At 51.2% G+C, this 15,658-nt stretch carries 16 protein-coding genes; 7 read left to right on the top strand and 9 right to left on the bottom strand.

Annotated features, from left to right (window positions below; genetic code table 11):
- Positions 1–7: 7 nt before the first annotated feature.
- The 7 genes from NH461_RS25200 to NH461_RS25170 form a co-directional block, all read right to left on the bottom strand.
- Positions 8–448 (bottom strand): DUF2513 domain-containing protein, encoded by a 441-nt coding sequence (locus NH461_RS25200; protein WP_261603691.1) that lies wholly within the window; start codon positions 446–448, stop codon positions 8–10.
- A gap of 232 nt (positions 449–680) precedes the next feature.
- On the bottom strand, positions 681–1,547 hold the full coding sequence (cyoE, locus tag NH461_RS25195) for a heme o synthase (protein ID WP_261603690.1): 867 nt from the start codon (positions 1,545–1,547) through the stop codon (positions 681–683).
- A 6-nt stretch (positions 1,548–1,553) separates the two neighbouring features.
- A complete protein-coding gene (cyoD, locus tag NH461_RS25190; protein WP_255391797.1) occupies positions 1,554–1,868 on the bottom strand; it encodes a cytochrome o ubiquinol oxidase subunit IV in 315 nt (104 codons plus the stop codon).
- Complete coding sequence (cyoC, locus tag NH461_RS25185; RefSeq protein WP_261603689.1) at positions 1,865–2,470, bottom strand: cytochrome o ubiquinol oxidase subunit III; 606 nt, start codon at positions 2,468–2,470, stop codon at positions 1,865–1,867. Before cyoC ends, cyoD begins: the two co-directional genes overlap by 4 nt.
- On the bottom strand, positions 2,460–4,499 hold the full coding sequence (gene cyoB / locus NH461_RS25180) for a cytochrome o ubiquinol oxidase subunit I (protein ID WP_255391799.1): 2,040 nt from the start codon (positions 4,497–4,499) through the stop codon (positions 2,460–2,462). The genes cyoC and cyoB overlap by 11 nt, the downstream gene beginning before the upstream one ends.
- A gap of 7 nt (positions 4,500–4,506) precedes the next feature.
- The gene (gene cyoA / locus NH461_RS25175; RefSeq protein ID WP_261603688.1) at positions 4,507–5,490 is read right to left on the bottom strand and encodes a ubiquinol oxidase subunit II; all 984 of its coding nucleotides are present in this window, start codon (positions 5,488–5,490) and stop codon (positions 4,507–4,509) included.
- An 836-nt stretch (positions 5,491–6,326) separates the two neighbouring features.
- A complete protein-coding gene (locus NH461_RS25170; RefSeq protein ID WP_261603687.1) occupies positions 6,327–7,364 on the bottom strand; it encodes a zinc-binding alcohol dehydrogenase family protein in 1,038 nt (345 codons plus the stop codon).
- A gap of 120 nt (positions 7,365–7,484) precedes the next feature.
- Between NH461_RS25170 and NH461_RS25165 the strand changes: the two genes are divergently transcribed.
- From NH461_RS25165 to NH461_RS25145, 5 genes are all read left to right on the top strand, one after another.
- Positions 7,485–8,420, top strand: coding sequence for a LysR family transcriptional regulator (locus NH461_RS25165; protein WP_261603686.1), 936 nt, complete (start codon positions 7,485–7,487; stop codon positions 8,418–8,420).
- Between the two features lie 361 nt (positions 8,421–8,781).
- Positions 8,782–9,156: a diacylglycerol kinase gene (locus tag NH461_RS25160; protein WP_261603685.1), complete on the top strand. Its 375-nt coding sequence runs from the start codon at positions 8,782–8,784 to the stop codon at positions 9,154–9,156.
- Positions 9,144–11,099, top strand: a complete 1,956-nt coding sequence (locus NH461_RS25155) for an LTA synthase family protein (protein ID WP_261603684.1) — start codon at positions 9,144–9,146, stop codon at positions 11,097–11,099. Before NH461_RS25160 ends, NH461_RS25155 begins: the two co-directional genes overlap by 13 nt.
- A 161-nt stretch (positions 11,100–11,260) precedes the next feature.
- A complete protein-coding gene (locus NH461_RS25150) occupies positions 11,261–11,935 on the top strand; it encodes a response regulator transcription factor (RefSeq protein ID WP_261603683.1) in 675 nt (224 codons plus the stop codon).
- The gene (locus NH461_RS25145) at positions 11,916–13,424 is read left to right on the top strand and encodes a sensor histidine kinase (protein WP_261603682.1); all 1,509 of its coding nucleotides are present in this window, start codon (positions 11,916–11,918) and stop codon (positions 13,422–13,424) included. The genes NH461_RS25150 and NH461_RS25145 overlap by 20 nt, the downstream gene beginning before the upstream one ends.
- A gap of 76 nt (positions 13,425–13,500) precedes the next feature.
- Here NH461_RS25145 and NH461_RS25140 read toward each other — a convergent pair whose 3' ends face one another.
- Positions 13,501–13,992 (bottom strand): RDD family protein, encoded by a 492-nt coding sequence (locus NH461_RS25140; RefSeq protein ID WP_261603681.1) that lies wholly within the window; start codon positions 13,990–13,992, stop codon positions 13,501–13,503.
- Positions 13,993–14,401: 409 nt separating this feature from the next.
- Here NH461_RS25140 and NH461_RS25135 point away from each other — a divergent pair, with 409 nt between their 5' ends.
- Entirely contained in the window at positions 14,402–14,821 is a 420-nt protein-coding gene (locus tag NH461_RS25135) for a MarR family winged helix-turn-helix transcriptional regulator (RefSeq protein ID WP_261603680.1), read from the top strand.
- A gap of 54 nt (positions 14,822–14,875) precedes the next feature.
- A complete protein-coding gene (locus NH461_RS25130; RefSeq protein ID WP_261603679.1) occupies positions 14,876–15,325 on the top strand; it encodes a hypothetical protein in 450 nt (149 codons plus the stop codon).
- On the opposite strand, the gene NH461_RS25125 is transcribed toward NH461_RS25130, so the two are convergent.
- Positions 15,306–15,632 (bottom strand): hypothetical protein, encoded by a 327-nt coding sequence (locus NH461_RS25125; protein WP_261604644.1) that lies wholly within the window; start codon positions 15,630–15,632, stop codon positions 15,306–15,308. The genes NH461_RS25130 and NH461_RS25125 overlap by 20 nt on opposite strands.
- Between the last annotated feature and the right edge of the window lie 26 nt (positions 15,633–15,658).

Raw genomic sequence — 15,658 nt, 5'->3', positions numbered from 1 at the left:
CTTCTCATTACTCTGCTAACAGAGCGTTAAGTTTCTTTTTAGCGTAATGCTGTAGTAGTTTTTGACCACCCTCAAAGATGACTTTGAAAGGCATATCTTTGAGCTCAGATTTCAATTTTTCGATGACTTCTTTGTTGTGAAGTGTTAAAGCGAAGTCATGACCGGCTTGGGTTAGTCTGAGTGGAATAATACTAAGAATACAATCACCACTAGCCCCAAACCTAATACCAAGGTCGCTAAGATTGTAGGAGTCCATGTTTCTGTTACTGATTAACTTATTTTCAGTGAGCAACTGAAAGTGAAAAATGAACTTTTCATTAAGTTCTTGAGTTTGGGCATCAACGTACTCAACACCAGATTGAGGAAAATCATACAATTCAACATGAGCTGTTTCAGCTTCCAAGAACACATCGAGCATTTTTCGAAAGTAGTCTAAGTCGATTTTCATGGTGTCCCCTCTATGCAGTGTTCAATGTATTCTTTATTGAAAGATCGGTCTACATTACCAACTCACATCAATCATTAACGCGCGCACAAATTATCTGTGAGAGGTTATTTATCTTAATAAACTACATAGACTCTGACTGAATATCCACCAAAACACCAGCCTGACCAACAACGATCAAAAAAGGCATCCCGAAGGATGCCTTTGATTCAGCCAAGTAAAGTCAGATATGGGGTCAGATCGTCAGCGGGATCAGCTCGACGCCCAACACCGTGCTAATTCCCATCACCACCAGCAGCGAGGTTTTGAACACCGCTTTGGACCAGTCGACATAGTTGTCGTCGGTCACTTTTCGGAAGGTCACCCGGGTCCACATCAGGCAGACCGCCGAGGCCACCGCCAGGTATTCATAGCCGCCGCCACCCAGCAGGAACAAGCCCAGCGCAACTGCACTGAAAGCCACCACGTAGGCTTGCATGTGCTTACGCGCCTTCTCAATGCCTTCGACCACCGGCAATACCGGAATGCCCGCGTCGCGGTAATCCTGCATGCGGAACATGGCGATGGCATAGGAGTGCGGCATCTGCCACAGGCAGAATAGCGCAAACAGCAACACGGCATCTAAGCTGATGTAGTTGGTCACCGCCAGGTAACCGACCAGCGGCGGTACCGCGCCGGAGACGCTGCCGACCAGGGTGCCGTAGACCGAGGTACGCTTGTACCACATGGTGTAGAAGAACACGTAAAACACGTAACCCAGCAACACCACCACCGCTGAAAGCGGGTTGGCGATGCGATACAGCACCGCGGTTCCCACCAGCAGCAGCGCGACTGCATAGATGAACACGTGATCGATATTCAACCCATCCTGGACCAGGATCCGATTCCGGGTCCGGTCCATTTTGCTGTCGATATCGCGATCAAAGATGTTATTCACCACGCAGCCGGAGGCAATCACACAGGCCACACCCAACAGGGTGAACGCCAGCAATGTGATATCCGCCGCTTCTGTTTTGGCAGCGAGGAAGAACCCCGCCGCCACAGAAATCAGGTTGCCGATGATGATGCCCGGCTTGGTAATGGAAATGTAGCTCTTAATCATGACGCCCTACATCATCATGTTGACGTTGAGGTTCCACATAATCCAGATGGAACCGGCAATCACGATAAACACCACCAGCGCGGTAAACACCAGGGAAATCATATTCCACTGGCCGTCTTCGGTGCGGATCTCCATGTGCAGGAAGTACACCAGGTGCACCAGCAACTGCACAATGGCACAACCGAACATCAGCACGTAAGTGATGGTATCCGGCAGGCTCTGCGTCGCCACGAAGTAGAACGGGATAATGGTCAGGATCAGCGAGGCGATAAAGCCTTTGACGTAGTCCTGCACCCCAGAATCAGCGTGTTGTTGGCTCATGACATGACCCCCAGCAGATAAACGATGGTGAAAACACAGATCCAGACGATATCCAGGAAGTGCCAGAACAGGCTCAGACAATGGAAACGGGTTTCCATCATCTCGTTCAGGCCCTTGGTATTGAGCTGCCAGTAGCACACGGCCAGCCAGATCAGACCGAAGGTCACGTGCAGGCCGTGGGTCCCGACCAGTGCAAAGAAGGCAGACAGGAACGCGCTGCGATCCGGGCCGTATCCTTCGGCAATCAGGTGATGGAACTCGTACACTTCCATGATGATAAAGCCCAGACCCAGCAGGAAGGTGATCCCCATCCATCGTTTCAGACCGGCGATATCTTTGCGCTTCATGGCAATGATACCGAAGCCGAAGGTGATACTACTGAACAGCAGCATCATGGTTTCCGTGAAGACGAACGGCAGCTCGAAAATGTCTTTCCCGCTTGGGCCACCGGCCGTGCCGTTAACCAGGACTGCATAAGTTGCAAACAGGCTTGCAAACAGGATGCAGTCACTCATCAGGTAAATCCAGAAGCCAAACAGCTTGTTGCCTGCCGTGTCGTGGTGATCATGACCATGATCATGCGAAATCGCATTAGTTTGCATAGGTCACCTCCAGATCATCATCGTTATCTTCATTGCCGGACGTCACTTGCCCTTTCGCTTGTTTCAGCTTGGCTTGACGTTCCGCTTCAATCGCTTTGATTTCTTCAACGGTCACGTAGTAGTCCACGTCTTCGTTGAAGCTGTGGCGGATACAAGTCACGATCATGCCGACAAAGCCGATCGCGGCCAGCCACCAGATGTACCAGATCATCGCGAAACCAAACACCAGAGACCATGCAGAAACATACATCCCGGTTGGGGTGTTCTTCGGCATATGGATTGGCTGATAGTCCGCTTCCTGATCTTTGTTGTGCTCGCCGCGCTCTTTCTGATACCAGAACGCATCCAGCTCGTCGCCTTTCGGCAGCACGGCAAAGTTGTAGAACGCCGGTGGAGAAGACGTTGCCCACTCCAGGGTACGGCCATCCCACGGGTCACCGCTCAGATCAGCATTCTGGTGACGGTCACGGATACTCACGAAGATCTGAATGAACTGACACAGCACACCTGCGGCAATAATCGCCGTACCACAAGCCGCAACGGCCAGCAGCGGGAAGAACTCAGGGTTGATATCCTGGCTCAGACGACGGGTCATGCCCATGAAGCCCAACGCGTACAGCGGTACGAAGGCCAGAATGAAACCGATGATCCAGCACCAGAAGGCACGCTTACCCCAGGCTTCGTTCAGGGTGAAACCGGTCATTTTCGGGAACCAGTAAGCCATACCGGCAAAACAGCCGAAGACTACACCACCGATGATGACGTTATGGAAGTGCGCAATCAGGAAGACCGAGTTATGCAGGACGAAGTCCGCACCCGGAACCGCCATCAGAACACCGGTCATCCCGCCAATCGTGAAGGAGATCAAAAAGCCGATGGTCCACAGCATTGGCGTGGTGAACGTAATGCGGCCTTTGTACATGGTGAACAGCCAGTTGAAGATCTTCACCCCGGTCGGGATCGAGATAATCATGGTGGCAATGCCAAAGAAGGCGTTCACATTCGCGCCGCCGCCCATGGTAAAGAAGTGGTGCAGCCAAACGACGAAGGCCAGCACGGTGATCACAATCGTTGCCCAAACCAGCGAGGTGTAACCGAACAGCTTCTTGCGCGCGAACGTGGCCGTTACTTCTGAGAACACACCGAAGACCGGCAGCACCAGAATGTACACTTCCGGGTGACCCCAGGCCCAAATCAGGTTGACATACATCATCATGTTGCCACCCATGTCATTGGTGAAGAAGTGGGTGCCAACGTAACGGTCCAGCGTCAAGAGCGCGATAGTCACGGTCAGGATCGGGAACGAGATAATGATCAGGATGTTCGAGCACAGCGACGCCCAGGTAAAGACCGGCATCTTCATCAGTGGCATCGACGGGGTACGCATGCGCAAGATGGTGGTGAAGAAGTTCACACCCGACAGCGTGGTCCCCACCCCGGAGATCTGCAGCGCCCAGATCCAGTAGTCGACCCCGACGCCCGGACTGGCGTCAATCCCCGACAGCGGCGGATATGCCAGCCAACCGGTACGACCGAACTCACCTACCGCCAGTGACATGTTGGTCAGGATCACACCGACCACAAACAGCCAGAAGCTCAGGTTGTTCAGGAACGGGAACGCCACGTCGCGCGCACCAATCTGCAGTGGCACGATGATGTTCATCAGGCCGATGATCAGCGGCATCGCCACGAAGAAGATCATAATCACGCCGTGGGCGGTAAAGATCTGATCGTAGTGATGCGGCGGCAGGTAACCGGCTTCGCCCGCAGCAGAAAACAACTGCTGGCTTCGCATCATCACCGCATCGGCAAAGCCACGCAGCAGCATAATCATCGCCACAGCGATGTACATAAAACCAATTTTCTTGTGATCGACCGAAGTAAACCACTCATTCCAGAGGTATTGCCATTTCCCAGCACGGGTGATCATCGCGACAACCGCGAGACCGACCAGCGCAATCACCCCAAGCGTCACCATAATGATGGGCTCATGATAAGGAATGGACTCTAGTGTTAGTCTTCCAAACATAATCTCATTAACCTTCGTGTTCAGCCTTGTCCATCTGAGCTTGTTCCATCGCGTGATGACCTGAATGGTTATTACTCGGATGGTTGTTGCTCATATGGCCATTGCCCATGTGACCTTCTTCCGACATTTGCGAGTGCATTCCGCCTTCGAACTGCATCACAACATCGGAGAACAGGGAGTGCGGTACTTTCGAGTAGAACGTCACCGGAACATCAATGCTCGGCTCCGCCAGCGCTTCATAATCACTGAAATCATGCAGCTGCTGTGGCGCGGCTTTCACCTGCTCAACCCACTGGTTGAAGCTGGCGCGCTCGTCCAGAGCCACGGCCTTGAACTTCATGTGCGAAAAACCTTCGCCGCTGTAGCTGGCCGCGATGCCTTTGTACTCACCGGCGTGGTTCGCCATCAGGTGCAGGCGCGTTACCATGCCCGGCATGGCGTAGATCTGACTGCCTAAACGGGGAATAAAGAAGGAGTTCATGATGTTGTCCGAGGTGATCTTGAAGTTCACCGGCACATCTTTCGGGAAGGCAACATAGTTCACGGTCGCAATGTTTTGCTCCGGATAGATGAACAGCCACTTCCAGTCCAGAGACACCACCTGGATTTCCACCGGCTTCACGTCACTCACCAGCGGCTTCGACGGCTCCAGTGCGTGCGTTGAACGCCAGGTGATCACGCCCAGAATGGCGATAATGATGATTGGAACTGTCCAGACCACCACTTCAATCTTGGTCGAATGAGCCCATTCAGGCGCATATTCTTCCTGGGTATTATCAGAGCGGTATTTGTAAGCGAAGTAGATTGTCATCAGGATCACCGGGATCACGACAATCAGCATCAGAAGCAAAGCTGTAATGATCAGCTCTTTCTCCTGAACACCGATAATCCCCTTGGGATCCAACAGTGCAGATTCACACCCGGAGAGCATTAAAATTGCACTAAACAACCCCACCCTCGACAAGATGTTCTTATATCTTGAGGCTTCCATTTACTTTCTCGATTGTTTTGCAATATTCCCACATAAAAGTTGGCACTTTTAGGATATTGCGATTGGTTTTAATACGTATTTTTATTGTTGAGCTTTGAACAAATCATCCTGTCTGTTGCCGTTCATGCACGGGTTTTCGCAGCATTTGCACCCTTGCAAATCTCTGTTACCACCCCAAACATCACAGTTACAAAAAGAAACAATTTGTTACAGGTAGCGCATTATCCGGATAAGACTAAGCAACCTCACTAGCGCAAAATGAAAACTAACGTTTCAAAAATGGTAATGACGTGCTTCAAAAAACCATTGAAAGATAAGGGGTTTTACATTCAAATACTTGTTATTTCAGAAATGTTTCACAAAAAAGAGAGGTGTATGACCAAGTAAAAATTGCATGATCCGTACTAACTGATTTGTCATAAAATTTACAAATAGACAAAATCATCAATAATGGGGTTGATTTTTTGGAAGTGTACACAGGGTAACCTGCGCGGGTATCAGTACGCCAATGTCCATCACAGAGACACAGCAACGCCTGATGAATCTCAAAAGATTAGAAAGAATAAGCCACTGGATGCAATTACACACTAAGTGGCAAAAAATGAAGAGTTAAAGGGCGTAGGAAGATCGAATTTAATCGCACTATTTTGCAGGGGTGGTTATTTTCACACCACCCTTACCTCCGTCATCTGTCACCTGAATTGGACATGAGCTATCGTATGACGGACCGCGATGCCCGAGCAAGGAACAGCCCGCCAAGGCTGTTCCGAAAACATAGTGTCACAGATACTCTGACAGCATCATATCAGATGAGTTGTCGCTGTTCGTCAGGCCAGTCAAAAGCCTTCCAGAACAATCTTTCCAACGGCACGACCAGATTCCAGCTCGGCATGCGCGGCTTTCAAATTCTCGGCATTAATCACACCGAGATGCTTCCCGGCGGTGGTCCGGATATACCCCTGATCTACCAGCGCCGCGACGCGCTCAAGCAGTGTGTGTTGAGCGTCCAGATCCGCCGCCTGATGCATGGCGCGGGCAAACATAAACTCGATATGCAGCGACAGACTCTTGGATTTCAGTTTCATCACGTTGAGTGCGTCCGGATCATCAATCATGGCAATTTTGCCGAACGGCACCAGCAAATCAGCGTAGCTGTCAAAATACTGCTGCGTGGCATTGAGGCTGGCAATATGCGTCACCGGACTGACCTTCCCTGCCGCAATCAGCGCATCAATTTGCGGCTTGAGCGGCTGGGTATGATCCACCACCTGATCAGCGCCAAGGCTTTTCACCCAGTCCCGGGATGCCTCGCGCGAAGCCGTCGCGATCACCGTCGCACCAGTCAGGGTTTTTGCCAGCTGGATCAGGATCGAGCCCACCCCGCCTGCGGCACCAACCACCAGAATCACGTCATCCGTTGCAGCATCGGCCTCTGGTGAGCGCTGCGGCAGATTGAAGTGATCAAACAACAACTCCCAGGCTGTAATCGTTGTCAGCGGTAATGCCGCCGCTTCGGCATCAGAGAGACTGTTCGGTTTATGGCCGACAATCCGCTCATCGACCAGCTGATATTCGGCATTGCTGCCCGAGCGGGTCAGATCCCCGGCATAATAGACCTGATCGCCCGGTTGAAACAAGGTGACGTCCTCCCCCGTCGCGACCACTTCACCTACGGCATCCCAGCCAATCACCTTGTACTCCCCTACCGTTGGCGAGACGTTCTGGCGGATCTTATAATCCACCGGATTCACCGCCACGGCCTTTACCTTCACCAGTAGATCCCGGCCGTTGGCAATCGGCTGAGGAAGCTCAATATCAACCAGGGCATCGTTGTCGGTGATCGGGCGTGCTTTCGTGTATCCAATTGCTTTCATGACATTTTCTCCAGTGAGGTGCGCCCCTCAGGGACGTTGAACTGGCAGTCAGTATGGCTTTTTATTACACTGCGATAAACAGCCTAATCTATGAAACATTATCAATAATTTTTTGAAAATATGATGATTGAAGATCTGAAAGTCGTGCTCAAGGTGGCCGAGTTTCGCAGTATTACCGCTGCAGCGAACAGCTTAGGCATTCGCACCGCAACCGCCAGCGCCGCAGTCAAACGCGTCGAGCAGTCCCTTGGGGGAGAGCTATTTGTGCGCACCACGCGACAGCTCAGATTATCGACTGCCGGAGAAAAGTATCTCCCGCAATGTGAGCAGGCATTGCAGATGCTGGAGCAGGCACGGCAAAACATCCGCGCCGATCAGGGAACGATCGAAGGCGAACTGCGTATTGCCGTTTCGTCGGACCTGGGCCGCAATTGCCTGCTCCCCTGGGTCGATGAGTTTATGACGGAGCACCCGGGGCTGAGCCTGCGGGTGAATATCAGCGACAGCAATATTGATTTCTACCGCGATTCCGTGGATATGGCACTGCGCTACGGCTCGCCGAGCGATGCCGGTCTGTATGGCTTTCAGATCTGCCATGTCCCGACCTTGCTGTGTGCCACCCCGGCTTATCTGGCGCAACAGGGTCAACCGAAGCATCCCCAGGATCTGGTGTCGCATAACGGCCTGTTCTATCAACTGCAGGATATTCCCCACGATACCTGGACATTTACCCGCGATGATCAGCAATTCAAAATCAAAATGAGCGGCGATCGGGTGTCGAATGACGGCGATTTGGTGCGGCGCTGGTGTGTGGCGGGGAAAGGCATTGCCGTGAAATCCTGCCTCGATATGGCGGATGATTTGCTGTCCGGGCGTGTAGTCAACGTCATGTCGCAGTTCCGGCCGCGAGTCACCGAACTGTGGTTGATCTGCCCGAGTCGACAGTCGATCACCCCGGCGATGCGGTTGCTCAGGGATCACTTGCAGCGCAAATGTGCCGAACGCCTCAACGCCCTGGTCGAAGCAAAGATCCTGCCACAAGACTTCCAGGCATAACCAGCCACCACCCGCTGGCCTGCGCAGTGGTCTTCGTATTGGCACCTTGGTACTAGCACCGTGGTATTGGCACCTTGGTACCGGCACCTTCACTCTGGCGGAAGCTGAGCGATTATCTTCCAAAAACCGCACGGCAGGTCGGCGAACACATGATCCGCGCCTGCCAATATTTCCCACAATTCCAAGACCCTCCGGCCCTGCGAACGGGTCATCTCAGTAAACGCTCAGGGTTTCTTAAGCGAATCTTAAGTTTTCTCAGTCACCCTTGCTCTGATTGAACTATCAAAGCATTTTTTTGATGGTATGATGCGCCAATTTTTTTATCCGTTTATTAATGCGCTGACCACAGAGTACCCGAAACATGCAACAAGAAATTCTCGTCAAACGGACTGGCATTCGTCGTGTCCTGTACACTTTTGTCCATAGTTATAACGGTTTTAAGTGGCTGTGTACCCACGAAACCGCATTTCAGCAAGAACTGCTGCTATTCCTGCCGCTGACCGTGTTCGCCTTCTGGCTCGATCTGCCCGCACTGCATACCTTGTTGCTGCTACTCTCCATGCTGTTTGTTCTGTTCGCCGAGATGGTCAATACCGCCATTGAAGCGGTGGTCGATCGCATCAGTCTGGAATACCACCCGCTGTCCGGCATTGCCAAAAATATCGGCTCTGCGTTAGTGATGTTCAGTTTCATCGGCCTGTGCCTGGTGTGGGGAGTTGTCCTGTGGATCAGGTAATCACCGTACCAACCAGCCAACGTGTCAAAACCAAATTGGGACCGCTGCTTCCCCTGCTCAGCTTTGTGCTGATCGATTTATTGATCCTCAGCCTGTCACGTTTCATGCTGTCAATTTGGCAAAGTGAGCGCGTTTTTACCGTCAATGATTACGAGCAGATCTTTCTCGGAGGATTACGAATTGATTTCTCAGCCCTGGGCTATTTATTTGCCCCAGCGCTGCTGATGGTGATCATCGCAACCCTGCTTCATCAAACCCGGTTGCTGCGGTTGCCGCTGAAGATCTATCTTGTCGCCGGCAGTTTACTGCTGCTGTTCTTCGAGCTCATCACCCCCACGTTTATTCTTGAGTACGACCTGCGTCCCAACCGACTGTTTATCGATTACTTAATCTACCCCAAAGAAGTGTTTTCGATGCTGTTCGGCGGTTATAAGCTGGAAATGGTCACCACGCTGCTCGTCTTGGGGCTGGCCGGCAAATCCCTGGTACTGGCGTATAACCGGCTCTGGCGCCCGGCGGTCAAAGGAACATTCTGGTCGCAGATCACCTTGCAATTGCTGCTGGTTTGCCTGTTGGTGCTCGGCGCGCGCGGAACCCTGGGTCACCGGCCGATCAACCCGGCCTTGGTTGCATTTTCCAATGACCACTTACTGAATGATTTAAGCCTGAACTCAGCCTACTCCGTCGCATTCGCCAACAAGCAATTGAAGAATGAAATGTCGAGCGCTGACTACTACGGCCCGATGGACACGCAAACCCTGCTGAGTGAAGTGCGCCGGACCCTGCAAGATTCGCAGGCGGACTATGGCGACCCGCTGGCGCCGACGAAAACGATGCACACCAGCCCATTTCCGCAGCGCAAAAAGAACCTGGTCATCCTTTTACAAGAAAGCCTGGGGGCACGTTACGTCGGCAAACTGGGTGGCCTGCCGCTCACGCCGAATCTTGATCAGCTGATGGATGAAGGGTGGAACTTTACCCAAATGTACGCGACCGGCACCCGTTCAGTTCGGGGGATTGAGGCCGTGGTGACCGGTTTCACGCCGACCGCCGCACGCTCAGTGGTCAAGCTCGGGAAATCGCAGCAAAATTTCTTTACCCTGGCCGGATTTCTTGCCCAGCAAGGCTATCACACCCAATTCGTGTACGGTGGCGAAAGCCATTTCGATAACATGAAAAGCTTCTTTTTGGGCAATGGGTTTCAAGACATCGTCGAAGGGGCTGACTTTGACAAAGTCGACTTCACCGGGTCCTGGGGTGCTTCCGATGAAGACCTGTACGATCAGGCCGACAAAGAGTTCACCCAGTTGCAAGAAAAAGGCAAGCCGTTCTTTAGCTTAGTCTTTACTTCGTCGAACCACTCTCCGTTCGAATACCCGGATGGCAAAATCACGCCTTACGACAGTCCGAAGCAGACGCGTAACAACGCCGCGAAATACTCGGACTATGCGCTGGGGCAGTTTATCCGCAAAGCCAAACAGTCCAATTACTGGAAAGATACGGTGTTTGTTGTCGTCGCCGACCATGACTCCCGGGTCCATGGCTCAAGCCTGGTACCGGTCCGGCATTTTCGCATCCCGGCCGTCATTTTTGGCCAGGATGTCCCCCATAAAGTCGAAAATCGCCTGGCCAGCCAGATCGATTTAGGACCGACGCTGCTCTCTTTCATCGGCGCTTCTGGCGAGCATCCGATGCTGGGCAATGACTTTACCCAGCCGCTAAAGGCCGATCAGCCGCGGGCAATGTTGCAATATGATAAAAACTTCGCCTATTTAAAAGCCGGGAAAGCGATTGTTTTCCAGCCGCATAAAACGCCGCAAACCTTCCTGCTGGACAGCGAAAACCTGGTTCCGACCCAAACGGATGCCCGGCTGACCAAAGAAGCACACGCCTACGCCAACTTCGGCAGTTTGGCTTATGAGAAAGGCTGGTATCAGCCATAAGTGGATGGGCTGTTGCCCACCGGGCCTGGGGAGGCCCGCTTTTGACTCACGCATTATTGCGCGAGGTCGGAGCGCCGCCTCTCCAGACCCTGCCAAACCCGTCAACGTTCAACACAAACTGGCGTATGCTTTATATTGCGTACATTTGAGAGGGTGAGACCATGAAACTACTGATTATCGAAGACTCCGAACCCCTGCGTCGTAGCCTGGTGGTCGGGTTGAATCATTTAGGATTTACCACCGATGATACCGGCGATGGCTCACACGGGCTGAGCATGGCGCTCAACAATCACTATGACGTCATGATTCTTGATTTGATGCTACCCAATGTCAGCGGCATGGAAATCCTCAATGCGCTGCGACAGCAAAAGAAGCAAACCCGGGTCCTGATTTTATCCGCCAAAACAGAAACCCGGGATCGCGTGGAAGGGCTGCTGCAAGGGGCCGATGATTATCTGACCAAACCCTTCTCGTTTGAAGAACTGCACGCCCGGGTGCTGACCATCATGCGGCGGGGTCAATTGGAGCATATCGACCAGTGCCTGAGAGTGGGAGAATTCTGCCTCAATGTCGCGGAAAAAACCTTCTCTTACCAGGCCCGGGAGATTGAGCTGACCCCGAATGAGTTCAGGATCCTGCAATGCCTGTTCAGCGCCCCCAATCGGGTCGTCAACGTTGAGCAGATCAGCGAAGCCGTTGTCGGTAATTTCGACTTTTTATCAAAGAATACGATTGAGGCGCACATCTCAGCCATTCGTCGAAAAGTCCGCGCTTTTGACGGCATCTTACCAGTAAAAAACAAACGGGGATTTGGTTATGTGGCACAGAAACAGTAATGCAGGCGAACAGGCCATGCCCGCCAAGCTCCCCTTCACCCTGCTGCTCAAAGGCAGCCCGTTTGCTTCCATTCAGCGCAATCTGGTCAATTCGGTCTCGCTCGTTTTCGGCACCATCTTATTCATCGTCTTTCTCTCGGTCGATCTCGGACTGGATGATTGGGTTGAAAAGCAGTTTGAACAATCAATGCTGAATAAAGCCAACTATCTGAAATCCCAGGTCATCATTAAAGATAACCAAGTAATCTTTGATTTTGATGAGCAATTTATGCCGGAATATCAAAGCGATGAAGATCCGCATTTTTTCCAGTTCTGGCAGCACAATCAGACCCTCAAACGTTCAGCAACAATGGCCCCCTACCCGGACGGCGACTTAATTCATCCCAAACTGCCATTGGGAACCGACAAGGTCGTGGAAGTCACCCTACCCAATGGCGAGCTGGGCCGTGCTTCCTTATCCACCTTTGTGCCGAGGAGTGAACAAGGCGAGCTGATCCCGGTGTCGCTGACGATTTATGAGTCGGCACAAGGACTCAACCGACTCCTGTGGATCGTCGACGGACTCCTGATTGGCTGCTTCCTGTTTGCCATGGCCTTGATGCGCTATATCACCATCGTGTTGATCCACAGTGGCCTCAAGCCCCTTGAGCAACTGAATCAGGATCTGAAAAGCTTCCGCTATCTGGAACACAACGAGAAGACCGTCGATGCCCTGCCTGAGCCGGAAACTCGGGTGGAAGAAATTGAGCCGATCCGGCGTGAGCTCAATGCCTTCATTCGCAGTAATCGCGAGCTGATCCAAAACGAAAAACGCATCACCGGTGATATCGCCCACGAACTCAAGACGCCGCTGGCGGAAATGATCGCCTTAAGTGAGGTGTATATCCGTTATCCGGATGATGAGCGCATCAGCAAAACCTACCAGCACGATATCCTGGCCATTGCGAAGCGCATGAAGGCTATTGTTGAAAATTTGCTGCTGTTACAACGGACATCATCACTGGCATTGAACGTCGACCTGGAGCCGCTCTCAATTAACGATTTACTGGATCAGACGCAGCTTGATTTAACGTTCAAATATCCCGATATTACCCGGCGGTTGCATCTTGAGTGCGAAACCCATGAGTTTTTCCTGGCGGATCGCTTCAGTTTAGAAACCATTCTGAGCAACTTACTCGATAACGCCCTGTTCTACAGCCCCGACGCCAGTGTCGTCGATATCCGGTGGCGGCGGGTTTCCCAACAGTACCAATTGGACATCACCAATCAGCTGACTCAGCCGATCAGTGACGAGCAGCTCTCGAAAATCACCCGGCCACTGTTTCAGCTTGATGCCTCAAGAACCAGTAGCAAGCGCTTCGGACTCGGACTGTCGATCATCGACAACATCTGTCGGCAAAATCAATATACCCTGCAGTTTAGCCAGCCACAGCCATTACAGCTGACGGTGAGTATTGGGATTCCGAAACAGGAACCAGACGCCCAGTGACAAGCCGTCAATAGCCGCTAAGCTTCTGGTCGCTATTAAATACGCTCTATTTTCTTCAAACAACTGTTAATTCAAGTCATGCTTTTACAACTTTCGTACCTGCAATACGATCATGCAGGCAACGACGCTGCTTTCCAAAAATAAAGAGCAAGTTAATCAAGCTCACCAATGGCCCGATGAACGGAATATAGGAAAATAATAGATAGGGTAAGTAGCGCTTAACCAGAATGTCGGTTCTGCTTGCTTGCTCGTCATTGAGATAAACGATACGAATGTTCAGTACTTTTTTCCCGATGGACTGGCCATTGCTTTCTAACAGCTTCCAGTTAACCGCCGCGTAAAATAACAAGCCTAGGACCAACAACAAAATTTGTAACTCATAGGACATCTGCACCGGAGGCTCTTGGTTCAAACCATCAAAACCACCCATCAGATAAGCAATCGGCAAAGTGACAATACTAATCAAAAATCCATCAATTATGGAGGCACCAACCCGTGACCATTTTGTCGCCAACGCCAACGAATCGAGATGATCACTCTCTACCGTATCCACACTATGATCTTCCATTATTCACTCCATCAAACGTAACAGGACAGTGGACATTCTGCTTTCGGACACGCAACGCCACCTTCATTGCTGCACAAGATATGATACAAAACATGTACATTCAGTGCGTTAGCTCATAATCGCAGAGAAAAACCCAGACCTACTCACAAGCAGAGCAAACAGCAGTCAACCGGAACTCACCCATGTCCCGAGCAGGTCATTCAGCTATGGTGCAAGGTTTCAACGATTGGCCCATCACAACATGATGATTCGACATGACAAAACCTTCTGTTCAACGGTTTCTGACGCACATGATCATTTATCGTCAGGCAATCGAGTTAAGGTTCTAAGCCAATTTCATTGAGTGATTACAGTCACATATTCGACACCACCAGTTGTAGAAATTTAATTAGCGCACTAACCTTCAACCATGAAACTAGATGCAAGCGTTGGCTTTCTGCTGAACAAAGCCGCCGGAGAGATGAAGTATTCTCTCGAAAACTTACTCCGCCCTTATAACCTGACTCCGGCTCAATGGTCCGTGTTAGCACGTTTAACCGAACAAGACGGCCAGGTAATTAGTGATATCGGCAAGTCACTTTTTTTCGATAAGCCAACCATGTCCGGGGTGATCAAGCGGCTACACGATAAAGGCTTAATCACCAAAGAACGGGATGCCGCCGATCAAAGAATGATCAAAGTCTATTTAACGGAGTCGGCACGGACATTGATGCTGGAGCTGCCCGACTTAGCCATTTCGGTTAATCAGAAAGCATTGAAAGAATTTACATCGGAAGAAGCGGAACAGCTGAAGGTATTCTTGAAAAGAATTCTGATGAACATGCGATAATTTTTTAACCAAAAGGTTAGCGCGCTAACCACTTAAATACGTTACGGAGAACTTATGTTGCGATCGATCCTCAAAACCATTCATCTCGTCAGCCTGTGTATTTTTCTCGGCAGTATTGCAACCTATATCTTTCTGGGAGAGCTGGTACCGGAATCCAATCAGATGGCACTCGCACTGAACCGCCAATGGGTGCTTCAAAGCACCACTTATCTGACGATTATCGCCATGTGTATCACTGGACTTACCGGCGTGTTACTGAGCGGTATCCCGCGCGCGCGCTGGATCCAAATCAAACTCATCGGTTTCGTGGGAATTCTGCTCAACACTTTTTTCTTTGTGTATCCGGCGATTCAAAGCTCCGTTGAACTGCTCGGCAAAGACGAACAGGGGTTTGAAGCAGCCCTGATGAATGAAGCAATATTCGGTGGCGTGAATATCCTGTTGATTCTCATCCTGATTGTCATCGCCATCCGAAAACCTAAATTTAGTCGGCAGGCCAATTAGCTTCAAAGGTGTTTATCCGTCGCTTTCTGAATTTCCCCAAAGCGCCGATGATCTCAAAGCGCAGGGGATGCTGTTCGAGTTCGTTGAATACTTTACGGCATCCTCCACGATCGACATGTCGATTCACGGGAATACGATTCATGATCCACAGCCAGGTGCCGGACTGGCACCTGGCGATATTCCAGATGAGCTGGGTAATGGCTCCACCGGCGATATAGAAGTTTGGCAAACCAAGCTCCCGGCATACCTGCGCGGTTTCCATCAACTCGGGAACGGACTCAATCAACTGACGTAATTTTTGCTTCATGTTGCTTCTCATCTCTCAGTGCCAGC

Source organism: Photobacterium sp. TY1-4 (assembly GCF_025398175.1).
Taxonomy (GTDB): Bacteria; Pseudomonadota; Gammaproteobacteria; order Enterobacterales; family Vibrionaceae; genus Photobacterium.
Note: the sequence above shows the minus strand (reverse complement) of the source record. Positions and strands in the feature narration are given on the sequence as shown.

What these genes read in the sequence shown, in the direction of transcription:
- NH461_RS25200 (WP_261603691.1), bottom strand. Translation starts at nt 448, where the DNA reads ATGAAAATCGACTTAGACTACTTTCGAAAAATGCTCGATGTGTTCTTG.
- cyoE (WP_261603690.1), bottom strand. Translation starts at nt 1,547, where the DNA reads ATGATTAAGAGCTACATTTCCATTACCAAGCCGGGCATCATCATCGGC.
- cyoD (WP_255391797.1), bottom strand. Translation starts at nt 1,868, where the DNA reads ATGAGCCAACAACACGCTGATTCTGGGGTGCAGGACTACGTCAAAGGC.
- cyoC (WP_261603689.1), bottom strand. Translation starts at nt 2,470, where the DNA reads ATGCAAACTAATGCGATTTCGCATGATCATGGTCATGATCACCACGAC.
- cyoB (WP_255391799.1), bottom strand. Translation starts at nt 4,499, where the DNA reads ATGTTTGGAAGACTAACACTAGAGTCCATTCCTTATCATGAGCCCATC.
- cyoA (WP_261603688.1), bottom strand. Translation starts at nt 5,490, where the DNA reads ATGGAAGCCTCAAGATATAAGAACATCTTGTCGAGGGTGGGGTTGTTT.
- NH461_RS25170 (WP_261603687.1), bottom strand. Translation starts at nt 7,364, where the DNA reads ATGAAAGCAATTGGATACACGAAAGCACGCCCGATCACCGACAACGAT.
- NH461_RS25165 (WP_261603686.1), top strand. Translation starts at nt 7,485, where the DNA reads ATGATGATTGAAGATCTGAAAGTCGTGCTCAAGGTGGCCGAGTTTCGC.
- NH461_RS25160 (WP_261603685.1), top strand. Translation starts at nt 8,782, where the DNA reads ATGCAACAAGAAATTCTCGTCAAACGGACTGGCATTCGTCGTGTCCTG.
- NH461_RS25150 (WP_261603683.1), top strand. Translation starts at nt 11,261, where the DNA reads ATGAAACTACTGATTATCGAAGACTCCGAACCCCTGCGTCGTAGCCTG.
- NH461_RS25145 (WP_261603682.1), top strand. Translation starts at nt 11,916, where the DNA reads ATGTGGCACAGAAACAGTAATGCAGGCGAACAGGCCATGCCCGCCAAG.
- NH461_RS25140 (WP_261603681.1), bottom strand. Translation starts at nt 13,992, where the DNA reads ATGGAAGATCATAGTGTGGATACGGTAGAGAGTGATCATCTCGATTCG.
- NH461_RS25135 (WP_261603680.1), top strand. Translation starts at nt 14,402, where the DNA reads ATGAAACTAGATGCAAGCGTTGGCTTTCTGCTGAACAAAGCCGCCGGA.
- NH461_RS25130 (WP_261603679.1), top strand. Translation starts at nt 14,876, where the DNA reads ATGTTGCGATCGATCCTCAAAACCATTCATCTCGTCAGCCTGTGTATT.
- NH461_RS25125 (WP_261604644.1), bottom strand. Translation starts at nt 15,632, where the DNA reads ATGAAGCAAAAATTACGTCAGTTGATTGAGTCCGTTCCCGAGTTGATG.